The organism is Streptomyces sp. NPDC046931 (assembly GCF_040644655.1).
GTDB lineage: Bacteria > Actinomycetota > Actinomycetes > Streptomycetales > Streptomycetaceae > Streptomyces.
This window is the reverse complement of sequence record NZ_JBEYWX010000009.1, coordinates 47,201-63,903: the sequence shown is the minus strand read 5'-3', so window position 1 is coordinate 63,903 and position 16,703 is coordinate 47,201. Positions and strand designations below refer to the sequence as shown.

17 protein-coding genes are annotated in these 16,703 nt (G+C 71.3%); 10 read left to right on the top strand and 7 right to left on the bottom strand.

Going from position 1 to position 16,703, the window contains the following annotated elements:
• Positions 1–18: 18 nt before the first annotated feature.
• Positions 19–684, bottom strand: coding sequence for a hypothetical protein (locus tag ABZ876_RS18035; RefSeq protein ID WP_361781494.1), 666 nt, complete (start codon positions 682–684; stop codon positions 19–21).
• A gap of 192 nt (positions 685–876) precedes the next feature.
• Between ABZ876_RS18035 and ABZ876_RS18030 the strand changes: the two genes are divergently transcribed.
• The 6 genes from ABZ876_RS18030 (at position 877) to ABZ876_RS18005 (ending at position 7,547) form a co-directional block, all read left to right on the top strand.
• On the top strand, positions 877–1,833 hold the full coding sequence (locus tag ABZ876_RS18030; RefSeq protein WP_361781491.1) for a hypothetical protein: 957 nt from the start codon (positions 877–879) through the stop codon (positions 1,831–1,833).
• Between the two features lie 46 nt (positions 1,834–1,879).
• The gene (locus tag ABZ876_RS18025; RefSeq protein WP_361781488.1) at positions 1,880–3,421 is read left to right on the top strand and encodes an amino acid permease; all 1,542 of its coding nucleotides are present in this window, start codon (positions 1,880–1,882) and stop codon (positions 3,419–3,421) included.
• Positions 3,422–3,607: 186 nt separating this feature from the next.
• Positions 3,608–4,966 (top strand): peptidase C39 family protein, encoded by a 1,359-nt coding sequence (locus tag ABZ876_RS18020; protein ID WP_361781485.1) that lies wholly within the window; start codon positions 3,608–3,610, stop codon positions 4,964–4,966.
• Positions 4,967–5,104: 138 nt separating this feature from the next.
• The gene (locus tag ABZ876_RS18015; RefSeq protein ID WP_361781482.1) at positions 5,105–5,251 is read left to right on the top strand and encodes an SCO1431 family membrane protein; all 147 of its coding nucleotides are present in this window, start codon (positions 5,105–5,107) and stop codon (positions 5,249–5,251) included.
• A 139-nt stretch (positions 5,252–5,390) separates the two neighbouring features.
• Positions 5,391–6,050 carry a helix-turn-helix domain-containing protein gene (locus ABZ876_RS18010; protein WP_361781479.1) on the top strand — a complete coding sequence of 220 codons (660 nt, stop codon included), beginning with the start codon at positions 5,391–5,393 and terminating at the stop codon, positions 6,048–6,050.
• Between the two features lie 324 nt (positions 6,051–6,374).
• Positions 6,375–7,547 carry an acyl-CoA dehydrogenase family protein gene (locus ABZ876_RS18005; RefSeq protein WP_361781476.1) on the top strand — a complete coding sequence of 391 codons (1,173 nt, stop codon included), beginning with the start codon at positions 6,375–6,377 and terminating at the stop codon, positions 7,545–7,547.
• Here the strand turns inward: ABZ876_RS18005 and ABZ876_RS18000 are convergent.
• Complete coding sequence (locus ABZ876_RS18000) at positions 7,510–7,776, bottom strand: hypothetical protein (RefSeq protein WP_361781473.1); 267 nt, start codon at positions 7,774–7,776, stop codon at positions 7,510–7,512. The genes ABZ876_RS18005 and ABZ876_RS18000 overlap by 38 nt on opposite strands.
• 188 nt (positions 7,777–7,964) lie before the next feature.
• Positions 7,965–8,393 carry a hypothetical protein gene (locus ABZ876_RS17995; protein ID WP_361781471.1) on the bottom strand — a complete coding sequence of 143 codons (429 nt, stop codon included), beginning with the start codon at positions 8,391–8,393 and terminating at the stop codon, positions 7,965–7,967.
• Between the two features lie 268 nt (positions 8,394–8,661).
• Between ABZ876_RS17995 and ABZ876_RS17990 the strand changes: the two genes are divergently transcribed.
• The 4 genes from ABZ876_RS17990 to fxsA all read left to right on the top strand — a co-directional run bounded on the left by ABZ876_RS17990 (position 8,662) and on the right by fxsA (position 12,989).
• Positions 8,662–9,102 carry an Lrp/AsnC family transcriptional regulator gene (locus ABZ876_RS17990; protein WP_121888443.1) on the top strand — a complete coding sequence of 147 codons (441 nt, stop codon included), beginning with the start codon at positions 8,662–8,664 and terminating at the stop codon, positions 9,100–9,102.
• A 168-nt stretch (positions 9,103–9,270) separates the two neighbouring features.
• Positions 9,271–10,896 (top strand): amidohydrolase, encoded by a 1,626-nt coding sequence (locus ABZ876_RS17985; RefSeq protein WP_361781468.1) that lies wholly within the window; start codon positions 9,271–9,273, stop codon positions 10,894–10,896.
• A gap of 552 nt (positions 10,897–11,448) precedes the next feature.
• The gene (locus ABZ876_RS17980; RefSeq protein ID WP_361781465.1) at positions 11,449–12,243 is read left to right on the top strand and encodes a polyprenol monophosphomannose synthase; all 795 of its coding nucleotides are present in this window, start codon (positions 11,449–11,451) and stop codon (positions 12,241–12,243) included.
• Positions 12,244–12,428: 185 nt separating this feature from the next.
• A complete protein-coding gene (fxsA, locus tag ABZ876_RS17975) occupies positions 12,429–12,989 on the top strand; it encodes an FxsA family membrane protein (protein ID WP_361781462.1) in 561 nt (186 codons plus the stop codon).
• Between the two features lie 176 nt (positions 12,990–13,165).
• Here fxsA and ABZ876_RS17970 read toward each other — a convergent pair whose 3' ends face one another.
• From ABZ876_RS17970 to ABZ876_RS17955, 4 genes are all read right to left on the bottom strand, one after another.
• Complete coding sequence (locus ABZ876_RS17970; protein ID WP_189292218.1) at positions 13,166–13,540, bottom strand: RNA polymerase-binding protein RbpA; 375 nt, start codon at positions 13,538–13,540, stop codon at positions 13,166–13,168.
• A 255-nt stretch (positions 13,541–13,795) separates the two neighbouring features.
• Positions 13,796–15,145, bottom strand: coding sequence for an MFS transporter (locus ABZ876_RS17965; protein WP_361782066.1), 1,350 nt, complete (start codon positions 15,143–15,145; stop codon positions 13,796–13,798).
• Positions 15,146–15,219: 74 nt separating this feature from the next.
• Complete coding sequence (locus ABZ876_RS17960; RefSeq protein WP_361781458.1) at positions 15,220–15,987, bottom strand: glycerophosphodiester phosphodiesterase; 768 nt, start codon at positions 15,985–15,987, stop codon at positions 15,220–15,222.
• Positions 15,984–16,631, bottom strand: coding sequence for a hypothetical protein (locus ABZ876_RS17955; protein ID WP_361781455.1), 648 nt, complete (start codon positions 16,629–16,631; stop codon positions 15,984–15,986). Before ABZ876_RS17955 ends, ABZ876_RS17960 begins: the two co-directional genes overlap by 4 nt.
• Positions 16,632–16,703: the final 72 nt, after the last annotated feature.

The window sequence follows — 16,703 nt, the reverse complement described above, 5'->3', positions numbered from 1 at the left end:
ACAAGGGTCTTCACATGTTCAGCACAACGACGTGGGTCCGTCACTGAGGGTGAGCAACTGGTCCGGGCCAGGGGGCGCGGCGGGTCCTCGCAGCACCTGATAACCCATCGGCCTCTGGCGCACCAGGAGATCGGCGGACGGTCGCGAGGGGTCCTCGGCGAAGTGCCGCCGCTCCGCCGCGACCCATCCCGCCCAGAACGCGCTCTGCTCCTCGCCGTCCCGGGACCGTCCGCGCTCCCAGGCCTCCTCGCGCGGCGTCTCCATCCACAGCAGCCGTGCCAGGTGCGGACGCAGTGCGCGGCGTCCGGCGCCGACCCCCTCGACGAGGACCACCTCGGCGGGCGCCAGCGAGCGGGCGGGGCCGAAGCTCCGGGTGCGCCACTCGTAGGGCCGATAGCGGGCGGTCTCGCCCCGGCCCAGCGGTGCGATCACCTCGCGCAGCAGCCGGTCCGTCCAGGTGAACAGCTCCTCGTGGGTGGCGATGTCGTCGAGGTGCAGCACCGGCGCGCCGCCGAGCGCGGACGCCAACTGTCCGGTGAACGTGGACTTCCCGGAGCCGGCGTGCCCGTCGACGCCGATGAGGCGGACGGGGCCGCAGGAGGGCGGCAGCCGCAGCAGGCGGGAGGCGAGCGTGTGAATGGCGATTCCTGGACGGGAAGGGGCGCGGGCATTTTCCGGGTGCACAGTTTACGTGAGCGCCCAGGGCGGGGGTGGCCCGGAATGTGGTGCCGCATTGAACTGTTCACGAATCAATCATCGGGGCTGTTCAGGATCAGGGCTGTCCAGGAGACGGGAAACGGCATTCCGGTTGTGCCGCATGGTGAGTAAGGTGCTGGTGCGCAACCGCCGGTGTCGTACGGGGACGGACAGGGGAGCATGGCCGCGGGGTTATTCGCAGGGCAGTATGTGTGGCATCCGGCGGCCGACGACCGCGAGCTGGCCAGCGTATGCGTGGAAGTGCGGGCCGGCCGCTATCTGGGCGCCAACGGACTGCTCGCCGAGACCCGCGACGACCTCGGGCTGCGCGCCCACCGCTCCCTGGTCCTCGCCTCCGAGGCCGCCGACTCCGACCTGGCCGAGCGCTGGCTCGCCGAGGAACCCAGTGCCGAGTCCGCGCTGCTGTGGGCGCGCGTCGCCGTCGTGCGGGCACTGCGCGCCGCGGACGCCCACGACGAGCGGACCCGCCCACTGGAGCGCATCGCGCTGAAGGCGTGCGCCCGCGCCACCGTCATGGCGCCGCGCGACCCCACCCCCTGGGTGGCCAGGCTGGCGCTCACGCGTCTGCACGAGATCCGTGAGCCCGCACCGCAGGGGCTGCTCACCGCGCCGCCGGGCCCCTGGCAGCTGTTCTCGCACATCCTGCGGCTCGACCCCTTCCACCGCGAGGGCCACCACCGTTTTCTCGCCTACTTCTTCAGCCGCCACCGCGGCTCGGCGAACGCCGCCTGGGACGTCGCCGCCTTTCTCGGCCAGCGGGCACCCGTCACCTCGCCCCTGCGGCTGCTGCCACTGGTCGCGCTCGTGGAGAGCTACAACCCGGCGGAGTCACTCGCCGACCACGTCTGGGAACAACCCCAGTGGCGCTCCACCGCGCTCGCGGTCTACCAGAACTGGCTGCCGGAGATCTCCGGATACCGCTTCACACCGGTGCTGGACCTGGCATACCTCGCGCACGCGCTGGTCATGGCCCAGTGTGTGTTCGAGGCGCGCGCCGTCCTGGTGGCCATGGGGCCCTTTGCCTCCCGTATGCCGTGGAGCGTGTTCGGCGACCCCGAGGAACAGCTCTCGAGAGCCCGCCGCGCCTGCGGGCTGCCCGTGCCGGGAGCTGCCTGACCCCGTCTTGCCGCCCGACCGTCAACCCCCACAGAAAGGTCCGGTTGTGTCAGAACGGATGTCGACGCCCCGTACGAGACGGCGTGCCGGCCGCGATCCCGTCGCGATCGACGACGACGCCACCCTGCACGCGATGGGATATCCGCGGAAACTCACCCGGAGGTTTCAGGCCTTCGACAATTTCGCCATATCCTTCACCATCATCAACATTCTCTCCGGAATTTTCTCCTCGTTCGGCTTCGGAATGAACGCGGGTGGCCCGCGCATTCTCGTCTTCGGCTGGATCGGGGTCTCCGTCATGGTGCTTTTCGTCGGTGCCGCGATGGCGGAGGTCGCGTCCGCCTACCCGACGAGCGGGGCCCTGTATTTCTCGGCCGGAAAGCTAGCCCGACGGCATCGGGGCGCCTGGTCCTGGTACACCGGCTGGCTCAACTTCGTGGGCCAGGTGGGCGGCACCGCGGCCACCGGATACGCGGCCGCCACGTTCATCCAGGCGTTCCTCGCCCTCCAGTGGCCCTCCTACCGGCCGACCGCGCACCAGACCGTGCTGATCACCGCACTGATCATCGTGATCCAGGGGCTGGCCAACACCTACACGGTGCGTCTCGTCGCGGTCCTCAACCGGATCTCCGTGTGGTGGCTGCTGATCGGGCTCGTGGTGATCGTGGGCGCACTGGTCGTCGGCCCGGACGAGCACCGGTCGGCGTCCTTCGTGACGCATTTCGTGAACAACACCGGTTTCACCAACGGGCTCTACGGAGGCATGCTCGGCCTGCTTGTCACCAGCTGGACCTTCACCGGCTTCGACGGCAGCTTCCACATGTCCGAGGAGACGGTGCGGGCGACGGTGAACGCGCCCCGGGGCATCACCCGCGCCATCGCCTGGTCGGCGGCCACCGGACTCGTCCTCATGCTCGCCCTCGTGTACAGCATCGGCGACTACGCCAAGGTGGCCGGCTCCGCGGCGCCGCCCGTGCAGATCCTCATCGACGGGGCGGGCACGGGCCCGGCGAAGGCGCTGCTGCTGATCGTCATCGGCGCCATGCTCTTCTGCGGCCTGGCCAACCTGACCAGCAACACGCGGCAGATCTTCGCCTTCTCCCGGGACGGCGCGATGCCGGGTTCCCGCTGGTGGCACTCGGTCTCGCCGCGCACCCGGACGCCGGTCAAGGCGGTCTGGCTCGCGGTCGCCTGCTCGCTCGCCCTGGTGCTGCCCGGCTGGTGGTCCCACACCGCCTTCACCGCGATCGTCAGCGTCAACGTCGTGGGCCTCTTCCTCGCCTACGCCGTGCCGATCTTCCTGCGGCTCCGGCTCGGCGCCGACTTCCGTCCCGGACCCTGGCACCTCGGACGCTGGAGCCGGCCCGTCGGAGTGGTCGCCGTCGCCTGGATCCTGCTCAGCAGCGGGCTGTTCATGCTGCCCCAGGCGTCGCCCATCACCGTCGACTCCTTCAACTACGCACCGATCGCCCTGGCCGCGGTGCTGGTCGTCGCCACGGTGTGGTGGTTCGCCACCGCGCGCCGTCGCTTCCAGGGGCCGGTCAGCTACGGCCGCCCGGACGAGGTGGCGGCGATGGACCTCGTCTGAGGGGTCGCCGTGCCCGCCGCCGCGTCCTCGCCGGACGCGGCGGTCCCCGGTCCTGCCAGTGGTCGGGACCAATAGTGGTGGACACGCCGACGGCCCAAGCGCTGGCGGACTCCTCGGACGACCGCCATAGTTGGCGCACGCCTTGCGTCCGACCGCCGCTTCAGGACATCTGGGGGTCACCCACCCATGAGCAGAGCTCCCGAGCCGTCCCGCAGAACCGTCCTCGCCGCGGCGCTGGCCGCGGCCACGGCGACCGGGTCGGTCGCGGGCCCGGCGGCCGCCGCCCCGGCCGCCGGACCGGCGAAGGAATCCCCGCGTACCGTGGACTACCGCGCCTGGACCTCGTACTCCGACTGGAGCAGCGGCAGCGGCCAGGGTGTGCGGGCCCTCGCCGGCGCCCGCCCCGCGGTGGCCATCGGCACCCCGGCCGGCCGTGTCGACTACACCGACCCGCACACCGGGAAGACCGCCGGCTGGGAGTACGCCATCTGGACCTCCCCCGTGCACCGGCTGTCCGTCCCGTCCACCGAGGCCATCGCCTCCTGGAACGCGCACACCCCGGCGGGCACCTGGCTACAGGCCGAGCTGAAGGGGACATACTCCGACGGCACGGACACCCCCTGGTACGTGATGGGCCGCTGGGCGGCCGGAGACCGCGACATCCGGCGGACCTCCGTCGACGGCCAGACCGACGGCAAGAGCAAGGTTCTGACCGACACCTGCGCCCTCGCCGACGCCGCCTCGGGCCTGCGCCTGGTGTCGTACCGGCTGCGCCTGACCCTCTACCGCACTCCGGGCACCCGGCTCACCCCGACCGTGTGGCGGCTGGGCGCCATGGGCTCCGACATCCCGGACCGCTTCACGGTCCCCGCCTCCGCCCCGCAACTCGCCCGGGAGCTGACCGTCCCGCGCTACTCGCAGGAGATCCACAAAGGCCAGTACCCCGAGTACGACAACGGCGGCGAGGCGTGGTGCAGCCCCACCTCCTCGCAGATGATCATCGAGTACTGGGGGCGGCGGCTCACCCCCGGGCAGCTGTCCTGGGTCGACCCCTCGTACGCCGATCCCCAGGTCTGCCACGCGGCCCGCTCCACCTACGACTACCAGTACCAGGGCTGCGGCAACTGGCCCTTCAACGCGGCCTACGCGGCCACCTTCAAGGACCTCCAGGGCGTCGTCACCCGGCTCTCCTCGCTCACCGACCTGGAGCGGCTGATCGCGGCGGGGATCCCCGCCATCACCTCCCAGTCGTTCCTCGAGAAGGAGCTGACCGGGGCCGGGTACGGCACCTCCGGTCATCTGATGACCGTGATCGGTTTCACCGCCGGGGGCGACGTGATCGCCAACGACCCGGCCTCGCCCGACGACGACGCGGTGCGGCGTGTCTACAAGCGGCGGGAGTTCGAGAACATCTGGCTCAGGACCAAGCGGTACAACGCGTCCGGCAAGGTCGTCTCCGGCAGTGGAGGGGTCTGCTACCTGTACTTCCCGGCACAGCCGACGGCCCCGCAGCGCACGGCCCTCGCGGCGGTGGGCGTGCGCTGACCCGCTCGCCCGTCCCTCGGGCCCCCGGGAGACCGGGGGCCTCGCCGTGTGACCAAGCTCTCCGCCGCGCCGGCGCCTGCCGGTGGCAAGGTGGACATCGGGGAAGTCCACCGCACGACCCAAGACCAGTGAGCTGCCATGACCGCCACCTCCGCCACCGCCGCCCGACTCCGCGCCCGCACGGGCGGCCCCCGGGACGACGGCCCGAAGATCGTCGAGCACATCGCGGGCTGGGTCCTCGTGGTGGTCCTCGCGATGCTCGTCACCCGGCTCGGCTGGCTGTGACGCGGGCACTCCGATATCCCTGAACCGGAACGCGCTTTCCGAACAGCGTGCCACCAGGTCGATCAGAGTCGAACATACCGGTCGAGTGGTTCTGCAATACTGCGGATGTCCGGCTGGCAGTTGGAGGCGTGGGTCGAAATTGAATAATAGTCGACAGCGAGGAGCCGCACGCCCTCAGGCCCGCGGCACCGATCGTTCTCTGGCGCGCCGCGCCGAACTGATCGCCATCGGGCGGAAGTTATTCTCCGACACCTCGTACGACGCGTTGTCCATGGACGACATCGCACGCCATGCCCATGTGGCCAAAGGGCTGATCTACTACTACTTCAGATCGAAGCGCGGCTATTACCTTGCCATTGTCGAGGATTCGGTGGCCCATCTGGTGACCCTGGCGGCCGGCGGCCTCGAACTGCCTCCGGTGGAGCGGGTGCACCGCACCATCGACAGTTATCTGCGCTACGCCGAGAACAACCAGGCGGCCTACCGCACGATCGTGAGCGGCGGGGTGGGCTTCGACGCCCAGGTGCACGCCATCCGGGACGGGGTGCGCGAGGCCATCGTCACCACCATCGCCGATGGGGCGTACGGCCGGCGTGAGATCGCCCCGCTGGTGCGCATGGGTCTGCTCGGCTGGGTGTGCAGCGTGGAGGGCTCGGTTCTCGACTGGATCGACCGGCCCGAGCTGTCCCGCGACACCATGCGCGAACTGCTCGTGAAGACCCTCGGCGGCACCCTGCGCGCCATAGAGGAGCTGGAACCCGCCTACGCGGCCCCGCCGCCCGCCCGTCGGGACATCTGACGGCACACGCAGGCGGGAGCCGGTGAACGCGTGCTGATTGGCATGAGCGCGACGAAGTGATGGTGCGCCGACAGTAGAAGGACTGGACCGGTGGAGCCAATGGTCCGGACCAATTCGGGTCCAGGATCCTTCTCCGGAGCAAACGCTCGTTAACTGGTGACTCCGTGCCGCCGATCGGGCATACTCCAAGCGCCACAACCGCTGGTCAGCCGCCTCCGAAACCCGGAGCGGCGAGCATCGGCCAGGCCCAGTGAGACCCGGCGGAGCTGCCCCACCCACGGCGCGCATCCGTCGATGTTCCCGAAAAGGGAGGAGAGCGTCGCCATGCCCGACCGCGCCCCGCAGCCGGTGGACCGTCAACTGCCCACGGACGAGGCCCGGGACCTGATCTCGCTCGTCCGCGACATCGCGCAGCGTGAGATCGCACCGAAGGCGGCCGAGGAGGAGTACGCCGGACACTTCCCGCGCGAGGTCTTCCGCCTGCTCTCCGCATCCGGGCTCCTCGGACTGCCCTACGCCTCCGAGTACGGCGGCGGTGACCAGCCGTACGAGGTCTACCTCCAGGTCCTCGAGGAGCTGGCCGCGGCCCGCCTCACCGTCGGTCTCGGCGTCAGCGTCCACACCCTCGCCTGCCATGCCCTCGCGCAGTACGGCACCAAGGAGCAGCAGGCCGAGCATCTGCCGGCGATGCTCGGCGGCGGTCTGCTGGGCGCCTACTGCCTCTCCGAGGCGTCCTCCGGATCGGATGCGGCGTCATTGCGCACGAGGGCCCGCCGTGACGGCGACGACTGGGTGATCAGCGGCACGAAGGCGTGGATCACGCACGGCGGGATCGCCGACTTCTACACCGTGATGGCGCGCACCGGCGTGGAGGGGCCGCGCGGTATCACCGCCTTCCTCGTCCCCGGTGACGCCGAGAGGCTGAGCGGTGTGACGCCCGAGAAGAAGATGGGCATGACCGGTTCGCCCACCGCTCAGGTCCACTTCGACGGGGTGCGGGTGCCCGACGAGCGGCGCCTCGGCGAAGAGGGCCAGGGCTTCTCGATCGCCCTGTCCGCGCTCGACTCCGGGCGGCTCGGCATCGCCGCCTGCGCGATCGGCCTGGCCCAGGCGGCCCTTGACGAGGCCGTCGGATACGCGACCGAGCGTCTGCAGTTCGGGCGGCCGATCTCGGACTTCGAGGGACTGCGTTTCATGCTCGCCGACATGGCGACGCAGATCGAGGCGGGCCGGGCGCTGTACCTGGCGGCGGCGCGACTGCGTGACGCCGGCCTGCCGTTCGCGAAGCAGGCGGCCATGGCGAAGCTGCACTGCACCGACACGGCGATGAAGGTCACCACCGACGCCGTCCAGGTGCTCGGCGGGTACGGCTACACCGCCGACTTCCCGGTCGAGCGCTATATGCGTGAGGCCAAGGCGCTCCAGATCGTCGAGGGGACCAACCAGATCCAGCGGATGGTCATCGCCCGTCACCTCGTGGGTCCCGAGACCCGCTGAACGGGTCCTGGCCCGCCGCGCGCCGGCCCGTTCCGGCCGGGGGCGCGGCGAGCCGCACCCATTCCGGGTCGTGACGCCCCGGCAGCGTGCGCCCGCGGTCGGCCCAGGTCCGCATGAGCGCCCGGTAGATGGGCGGATCCGCGGGCTGGGGAGGCGGCGGGAGCAGTGCCCCCGACGCCGGAACGAACACCGGTCGCCGACGGCCGGTCGCCGATTGTGTGGCGGTCATGCAAGGGGAACGCCGGGGCGTGGGCGCGGGTCACCGGCCCCGGTAATCGGGCGTGAGTTCCCGGGGGGCTCGTCCGGGGGTACGGTGCGCCTTGAATCTGACGCGACGTCCGTTCGCTCGGTGTTCCGCCGTATCGCTTGCGGCCGACCGATGCTGATTCTCCGTCGACCGACTGACAGCGTGCGGTCTCAGGCCGCCTGGCGAGGCATCACCGGTATGCGCATCGGGCGCGAGCCCGGGCCGCCGACGTGCGAGAACGGCTGCATCCGCCAGTCGAGCCCCTGAGGGAGCGTCAACAGCAGGGCGGTGTCCTGCTCCTGGGGCACCACGGACTCGTCCGCGGGCCGGGCTTCGGCCGCCGCACGGCCCGTACCGGCACAGACCGTGAGCCCGAACGGGTTCCACGGCGAGGCGCACAGCGCATGCTCGGGCAGGAACTCCTCGTCCGCCAGGAGCGCGATGGGCTGCGCGCAGTCCGGGCAGATCACCCGGTACATCTCGAAGGTGTCGTAGGCGTCGAACTCGTCGTCGACGGGTTCGACGCCCTCCGGCTCGGGCTCGACGACCGGCTGCTGCCGCTTGGGCATGCTGCGGCCAGGGCGCTTCAGACTCTGCATGGGACTCTCCCCCTCGGGCTGGGCCGGCAAGGCACTGCGGCCTCGACCACAGCAAGCACTTCCCGTCCCGTCTCGGCGGTAATCGCGCGGACATCACGAAGCCTGTCCGGGTGCTGTGGCGTTCGTCACATGCCTTCCGCAGGTGCCGCATGCGGCGGCCGTCTGCCGCGGACGGCTCCCCGGCAGCCCGGGCCAACATCACGAACCGGGTATGACCTGCGCCGCTGAGGTATCCGCGGAGATTGACCGCACGGTAGGTTCTAGCGGCATGGAGGAGCTGGACCGACAGATCGTGCAGCTGCTCGTCAAGGACGGGCGGATGAGCTACACCGACCTGGGCAAGGCCACGGGCCTGTCCACGTCGGCCGTGCACCAGCGGGTGCGCCGGCTGGAGCAGCGCGGCGTCATCCGCGGGTACGCCGCGGTCGTCGACCCGGAGGCCGTCGGACTGCCGATGACCGCCTTCATCTCGGTGAAGCCGTTCGATCCCAGTGCCCCCGACGACATCGCGGACCGCCTGGCCGGCGTCCCGGAGATCGAGGCGTGCCACAGTGTCGCGGGCGACGAGAACTACATCCTCAAGGTCCGGGTGGCCACCCCCCACGAGCTGGAGGAGCTGCTCGCGCGGTTGCGGACGCTCGCGGGCGTGTCGACGCGCACCACGGTGGTCCTCTCCACCCCGTACGAGGCACGGCCGCCCCGCATCTGACGTATCCGGAGACCCTCTCTCCTCCAGGTGTCCGGTGTCCGGCCGCTCCGTGCCCCAGGCGTCCGGTGGTGACCCTGTTCGGTGCGGGTAGGGCGGATCCGCGTCGCCCCGGTGTGTCCGGCGGGACCTGAGTGCCGGGCCGTTCGGGAGAGGCGCGAGACTGTTCCCATGACTGAGCGCACCACCCACCAGCGGACCGTCCTGTTGCGCCGAGGAGAAGTCCACAGCCCCGCCGACCCCTTTGCGACGGCCATGGTCGTCGAGCGCGGCCAGATCGCCTGGGTCGGCTCCGAAGGCGCGGCCGACGCCTTCGCGGACGGCGTGGACGAGGTCGTGGACCTGGACGGCGCGCTCGTCACCCCGGCCTTCACCGACGCCCATGTGCACACCACCTCCACGGGCCTCGCGCTCACCGGCCTCGACCTTTCCGGCGCGCCCTCTCTGGCGGCCGCCCTCGCCCTGGTCCGCGACTTCGCCGCCGCCCGCCCGGGGGACCGTGTGCTGATCGGTCACGGCTGGGACGCCACCCGCTGGCCCGAGCGGCGGGCCCCGCGCCGGGACGAGCTCGACGAGGCAACCGGCGGCCGTCCGCTCTACCTCACCCGTATCGACGTCCACTCCGCCGTCGTCACCACCGCCCTGCTGGACCTGGCGCCCGGCGTACGCGACCGGAACGGCTGCACGGACGGGGAACCGCTCACCCGGGACGCCCACCACGCCGTGCGCGCCGCGGCATTCGCGGCGGTGACCCCGGCCCAGCGCACCGAGGCCCAGCGGGCCGCCCTGGCGCACGCCGCCTCCCTCGGCATCGGCTCGGTCCACGAGTGCGCGGGCCCGGACATCTCCTCCGAGGAGGACCTCACCGGACTGCTGCGCCTGGCCGCCGGGGAACCCGGACCCCGGGTCGTCGGCTACTGGGCCGAGCAGGCCGACGAAGGCGTCGCCAGGGCGCGCGAGCTGGGCGCGCTCGGCGCCGCGGGCGATCTGTTCGTCGACGGATCCATCGGTTCGCACACGGCGTGCCTGCACGAGCCGTACGCCGACGCGGGCCACACCGGCACCGCCTACCTGGACGCGGCCGCCGTCGCCGCGCACGTCGTCGCCTGCACCGAGACCGGGCTGCAGGCGGGGTTCCACGCCATCGGCGACGCCGCCGTCGCCACAGTGGTCGAGGGGGTGCGCGCCGCCGCCGAGAAGGTCGGCCTCGCCCGCGTCCGCGCCGCCCGCCACCGGATCGAGCACGCCGAGATGTTCGCCCCCGAGACCGTCGCGGCCTTCGCCGAGCTCGGTCTGACCGCCTCCGTGCAGCCCGCCTTCGACGCGCTGTGGGGCGGCGCGGACGGCATGTACGCGCAGCGCCTCGGTGCCGAGCGGGCCCGGACGCTGAACCCGTTCGCGGCGCTGCTGCGCGCAGGCGTCCCTCTGGCTTTCGGCTCCGACAGCCCCGTCACCCCGCTGGATCCCTGGGGCACGGTGCGGGCGGCGGCCTTCCATCGCACCCCCGAGCACCGGATCTCCGTACGCGCCGCGTTCACCGCGCACACGCGCGGCGGCTGGCGGGCGATCGGTCGCGACGACGCCGGGGTCCTCGTCCCGGGCGCGCCCGCGGACTACGCCGTATGGCGCACCGACGCACTGGTCGTGCAGGCCCCCGACGACCGGGTGGCCCGCTGGTCCACCGACCCCCGCTCCGGCACTCCGGGGCTGCCCGATCTGACCCCCGGCACCGACCTCCCGGTCTGCCTGCGCACCGTGGTGGGCGGCCGGACGGTGTTCGTACGGCCGGGCGAGTGATCTGCCGGGGTGGCGTGCTTCCGACCGCCCCCCGGGACCCCGTCGCGCGACCTGCGCATCCTCCCGCCTGACCAGGCGCTGAGCGGATAAACCGCAGGTGGGAGGACTGTTGACAGTGAGGCGCAGAGGGCCGGTAGGTTCGGCCGCGTCCACCGACGGACGTCCGACCGGGGAACCTCCGCGCAGTCGCCGGAGCGCCGCTGGGTCAGGGATGGTGTGCCGCACCGGCGCACCACCACTGGGAGCCAGGCTCAGCGCCCGCGCCACGGCACGGGAACGTTCCGGCCGGTCGGCAGGGTGCGACCCGGGTGGGGCCCGGACGTCCAGTAGACAACGGCTCTCGGTCGACCCGCAGCCAGCGGGTCCCAGGTCGGCCCGAAGGGCGCCGGGCCCCCATCCGCAGTAGGCCCCCGCGCGAACCCGCCGAGTGCGCAAACCGGCACTCTTACCCGACTCTTGTGGAATCGACACCCCCGTAGGAACGTGCTGTCGCGTCGGTACAGACGAGGGACACTATGGTGGTCCTCTGCGTACGGACATGAAGGGGCAGCAGTGAACGACGGCGACGGGACCCTCGCGGCAGAAGCCCAGGGGAGGCAGTTCGGTCCGCTCGGCACCGCCTTGGTGATCATCCCGACCTACAACGAGGCGGAGAACATCAAGACGATCGTCGGCCGGGTGCGGTCGGCCGTGCCCGAGGCGCACGTCCTCGTGGCCGACGACAACAGCCCCGACGGTACGGGGAAGCTCGCCGACGAACTGGCGGCCGAGGACGACCAGGTCCACGTCCTGCACCGCAAGGGCAAGGAGGGGCTGGGCGCCGCGTACCTCGCCGGCTTCCACTGGGGCCTGGAGCGGGACTTCGGCGTCCTGGTCGAGATGGACGCCGACGGCTCCCACCAGCCGGAGGAGCTGCCGCGCCTGCTGACCGCGCTCAAGGGCGCCGACCTCGTGCTCGGCTCCCGTTGGGTGCCGGGCGGGCGGGTCGTGAACTGGCCCAAGAGCCGTGAGTTCATCTCCCGCGGCGGCAGCCTCTACTCGCGCCTCGCCCTCGATCTGCCGCTGCGCGACATCACCGGGGGCTATCGCGCCTTCCGCCGCGAGACGCTTCAGGGCCTGGGCCTCGACGCGGTCGCCTCGCAGGGTTACTGCTTCCAGGTCGACCTGGCGCGCCGTGCCGTCAAGGCCGGCTACCACGTGGTCGAGGTGCCCATCACCTTCGTCGAGCGGGAGCTGGGCGACTCCAAGATGAGCCGGGACATCCTCATCGAGGCGCTGTGGCGCGTCACCGCGTGGGGTGTCGGGGACCGCGTGGCCAAGATCAGGGGCCGAGGCCCGGCCTCCTGAGCGAGGGGCGCGGGCCCGTACGGGCAGCGGGTGGCCACGCGTCAACCGGGAGCCGCCTTCGGTGGTCGCCCGTACGGGGTGCACAGGGACGGATCCGGGCCGTACCGAGGGCGGCCGATCGTCGCCTCGTCCCGCTCATCCTCCCGCTTATCCCGCGTTGAGCCTGCTCCAGGCACACTGGGGGCATGACGACTGGCGCACCGACTTCCTCGTACCAGGCCCGGCCCCGGCGTTCCCCGCCGCGCAGGTTCCTGCCGCTGGGCATCGCAGCCTGGCTGGTGCTGGAGATCTGGCTGCTCACGCTGGTGGCGGGCGCGGCCGGCGGGTTCACGGTGTTCCTGCTGCTGGTCGCCGGTTTCGTGCTCGGCTCCGTGGTGGTCAAGCGGGCCGGGCGCCGCGCCTTCCGCAATCTCAACGAGAGGCTTCAGGGCCGTTCCTCGCAGACCGAGCCGACGAGCGGCGGCAACGGCCTGATGATGCTCGGTGGCCTGCTCCTGATGCTGCCGGGGCTGATCTCCGACGCGGTGGGCCTGCTGCTCCTGCTTCCGCCGGTGCAGAGGACGGTGGGCCGGCGTGCGGAGCGCAGCCTGGACCGCAAGCTCCGCGCGACACCGTACGGCGGCCTCGGTGACGCCTTCCGGCAGGCTCGTATTCACCGTCCCGATGGAAAGGTCGTCCAGGGTGAGGTCATCAGGGACGAGTCCGGAGACACTCCGCGCGAGCCGCGACCGCCGCTGACCCGCTGAGGCCGGGGATCCCCGGTGGTCCGCCGAGCCTTCGCGGCCCGGGCGAAGCCCCGCGGCCCCCGGCTGAGGATCGTGACCGCCCGTACGCGCACACGGCAGCGGGCGCCGTACGTCACATACCGACGTACGGCGCCCGCTGATCCGTGCGCTGTGCTGCCGCCCAGACCCCGAGGGGGCTAAGCGGACTTGCGGCTGTCCCGCGGATGAACCGCGATGTTCATCGCACCGGAACGGAGAACGGCCAGGCGCTCCTCGAGGACCTCTTCGAGCTCCTCGCGGGTGCGCCGCTCCATCAGCATGTCCCAGTGCGTACGCGCGGGCTTGGCCTTCTTCTCTTCCGGGCCTTCGCCGTCCACGAGGAGTGCCGGGGCCCCGCAGACCTTGCACTCCCACTCCGGCGGGATCTCCGCCTCGACCGAGAAGGGCATCTCGAAACGGTGCCCCTTCTCGCATGCGTACTCCACGGCCTGGCGCGGAGCCAGGTCGATGCCGCGGTCCGTCTCGTAGCTGGTCACCACGAGGCGCGTGCCGCGAAGAGCTCGCTCACTCATGAATCGTGCCTCCCGGGCTTGTCGCCCACAGGACAGGTGTCGCTGTCGTCGTCATCCGGTCAACGTCCGGTCGGCGGTAAAGATTCCCGTTCCGGGTCATGCGTCGCCGTCGTAGCCGCCCCTTGTTGTACCCACCGGCGCCCGGTTTGTCACATCTGCTAGCAGATGTCACCCAGCGTTTCGGCTCCTTTGACGCGCAGTAACGGTACGCCTGGCAGGCCAAACGCGTACACTACCGGCCTTTGCCATCAGGTGCTAAATCCTTTCGGGTACCGGATTCCCCGCGTCGCGCACCGCCTGCCGCACCGGGACCCGGGCGAGCAGGGCGAAGCCGAGGGCGAAGAAGACCACCAGCGAGATGATCGCGTCCCGGTAGCTTCCGGTGACCTGATAGGTGAGGCCGAACAGCAGCGGGCCCAGCCAGCTCATGCCGCGGTCGCTCATCTCGTACGCCGAGAAGTACTCGGCCTCCTTGCCGGGCGGTACGAGATGGGAGAACAGGGAGCGGGAGAGCGCCTGGCTGCCACCGAGCACCAGGCCGATGCAGGCCGCGAGGAGGTAGAAGCCCACCGGCGCGCCCGAGGGCAGGAAGTAGCCGGCACCGAGCGTCAGCGTCCAGGCGACGAGCGAGCCGAGGATGGTCCGCTTGGCGCCGTGGGTCCGCGCCAGCCGCCCCATGCCCAGGGCCCCGCCGACCGCCAGCACCTGCACGAGCAGAACGGCGGTGATCAGCGTGGACTGGCTCAGGCCCAGCTCCTCGGAGCCGTACACCGACGCCTGCGAGATCACCGTCTGGATGCCGTCGTTGTAGACGAGGTAGGCGAGCAGGAAGGCGAGGGTGAGCGGCTTGCCGCGCATGTCCCGGACGGTCGCGGCCAGTTGCCGCCAGCCGTGCACCGCGGGGGCCGTGGACGTCCTGCGGCGGTCGCGCAGCCACCCGAGCGGTACGAGGGTGAAGGCGCCCCACCACAGGCCCGCCGAGGCCAGGCAGATACGCACCGCCGTGGACTCCGTGAGGCCGAACGAGTCGTGTGCGGTGAAGAGGACCAGGTTCGCGATCAGGACCAGGGAGCCGGCCGCGTAGCCGAAGGCCCAGCCGCGCGAGGAGACCGCGTCGCGCTCCTCGGGCGGGGCGATCTGCGGGAGGTAGGAGTTGTAGACGACCATCGAGACGGCCATCGACGCGTTCGCGACGACGAGCAGGAGGCCGCCGAGCAGATAGCGGTCGCCGTCCAGGAAGAACAGGCCCGTGGTGGCCGAGGCGCCCAGGTATGCGCAGAGGGCGAGCAGGGGCTTCTTGCGGCCGGTGCGGTCGGCCGCCGCTCCCGCGAGCGGCATCACCAGGATCGCCAGGACGACGGAGGCGGAGACCGAGTAGGCGAAGAACGACCCCGCCCGCACCGGGATGCCCAGTGGGTGCACATAGCCGTCCGCGTCCGCCGCCGACTTGGCCACCGCGGTGAGATAGGGCCCGAGGAACACGGTGAGCACGCTCGTCGAGTAGACCGAGCACGCCCAGTCGTAGAAGTACCAGCCGCGCTGTTCGCGCCGCCGTCCGGCGGCCTCGTCGGCCGCCGCCGGCGACGCCGGCGCATCCGGTTCCAGGGGAACCCCCGCCCGCTCGGTGTCGGTGCCCACCCGTGCCTCGCTTCCCCGCAGTACGTGATCGTGCGCGGGCGTCAGACCCAGGTGCCCCGGTCCTCCAGGACCTTGCGCAGTGTGTCGATGTGATCGGTCATGATGCCATCGACTCCCAGGTCCAGGAGCCGGTGCATCTGCCCGGGTTCGTTGATCGTCCACACGTGCACCTGGAGTCCGAGGGCATGGGCGGTGCGCACGAAGCGGTGGTCGACCACGGGCACGCCCGACTGGGCCACGGGAACCTGGGCGGCGACCGCCGAGCGACGCAGCCTCGCGGGTACCCCCCAGGAGCGCAGCCGCAGGCCCATCACCCCGCGGGTGCCGTACGACGTCGCCAGGCGCGGCCCCGCCAGGTGCTGGGCGCGCGACACACGTGCCTCGGAGAACGAGCCGACGCAGACACGGTCCCAGGCGTCCGTCCGGCCGATCAGGTCCAGCAGGGGGAGCAGGGCGGGCTCCGCCTTGACGTCCACGTTCCAGCGCACCTCGGGGAACTCCTCGAGGAGGTCCTCGAACAGCGGGACCGGTTCGGTGCCCGCCACGCGGGCCTGCCGCACGTCGTCCCAGGGGAGGTCGGCGATCCGGCCCGCCCCGTCGGTCACGCGGTCCAGGGTCGCGTCGTGGAACGCGACCAGCTTCCCGTCGGCCGTGGCGTGCACGTCCGTCTCGATGTACCGGTAGCCCGCCGCGACCGCGCGCCGGAACTGCGCCGCGGTGTTCTCCAGGCCCTCCGCCGCCCCGCCCCGGTGGGCGAAGGCGATCGGGCCGGGATGGTCGAGGTAGGGATGACGTACGAGGGTGGTCACCGTGGCAGTATCGCCTGTTCCGGTTGCCCGGTGGCAACGACCGTGCTGCGCCCCGATGCCCGGGGAACGGCGAACGCACGCAGGAAGAACTGGGCGAGCGGGCCGATGCACAGGGCGTACAGGACGGTTCCCACTCCCACCGTGCCGCCGAGGGCGAAGCCGGTCGCGACGACGGCGACCTCGACGGCCGTGCGGATCAGCCGGATCGAGCGGCCCGTGCGCCGGTGCAGTCCGGTCATGAGACCGTCGCGCGGCCCGGGCCCGAAGTCGGCGGTGATGTACAGGCCGGTCGCCATGCCGTTCAGCACGATGCCTGCGAGGAGAACGGGCACTCGTACGGCCAGGGAGCGGACCTCGGGGAGCACGCCGAGGGTGGCGTCCATGGCGAAGCCGATGACCAGCACGTTGGAGACGGTGCCGAGACCGGGACGCTGGCGCAGCGGGATCCACAGCAGCAGCACGATCGCGCCGACGATCGTGAGCACCACGCCCATGCTGAGGCCGGTCAGTTCCGCGAGCCCCTGGTGGAGGACGTTCCAGGGCTCCAGGCCGAGGCCCGCCTGCACCAGGAGGGCGGAACTCGCCCCGTACAGCGCGAGGCCCGCGTACAGCTGGAACAGCCGGCGTATCAGCCGGCTCCTCATGAACGTGTCAACAGATGCATCAACAGATGCATCAACAGATGCACCAATGGATGGATCAACGGACGGATCGAT

Coding starts and splice junctions, on each gene's coding strand:
- ABZ876_RS18020 (WP_361781485.1), top strand. CDS start 3,608: ATGAGCAGAGCTCCCGAGCCGTCCCGCAGAACCGTCCTCGCCGCGGCG.
- ABZ876_RS17985 (WP_361781468.1), top strand. CDS start 9,271: ATGACTGAGCGCACCACCCACCAGCGGACCGTCCTGTTGCGCCGAGGA.
- ABZ876_RS17995 (WP_361781471.1), bottom strand. CDS start 8,393: ATGCAGAGTCTGAAGCGCCCTGGCCGCAGCATGCCCAAGCGGCAGCAG.
- fxsA (WP_361781462.1), top strand. CDS start 12,429: ATGACGACTGGCGCACCGACTTCCTCGTACCAGGCCCGGCCCCGGCGT.
- ABZ876_RS18030 (WP_361781491.1), top strand. CDS start 877: ATGGCCGCGGGGTTATTCGCAGGGCAGTATGTGTGGCATCCGGCGGCC.
- ABZ876_RS18000 (WP_361781473.1), bottom strand. CDS start 7,776: ATGACCGCCACACAATCGGCGACCGGCCGTCGGCGACCGGTGTTCGTT.
- ABZ876_RS17990 (WP_121888443.1), top strand. CDS start 8,662: ATGGAGGAGCTGGACCGACAGATCGTGCAGCTGCTCGTCAAGGACGGG.
- ABZ876_RS18005 (WP_361781476.1), top strand. CDS start 6,375: ATGCCCGACCGCGCCCCGCAGCCGGTGGACCGTCAACTGCCCACGGAC.
- ABZ876_RS18015 (WP_361781482.1), top strand. CDS start 5,105: ATGACCGCCACCTCCGCCACCGCCGCCCGACTCCGCGCCCGCACGGGC.
- ABZ876_RS17955 (WP_361781455.1), bottom strand. CDS start 16,631: ATGAGGAGCCGGCTGATACGCCGGCTGTTCCAGCTGTACGCGGGCCTC.
- ABZ876_RS17970 (WP_189292218.1), bottom strand. CDS start 13,540: ATGAGTGAGCGAGCTCTTCGCGGCACGCGCCTCGTGGTGACCAGCTAC.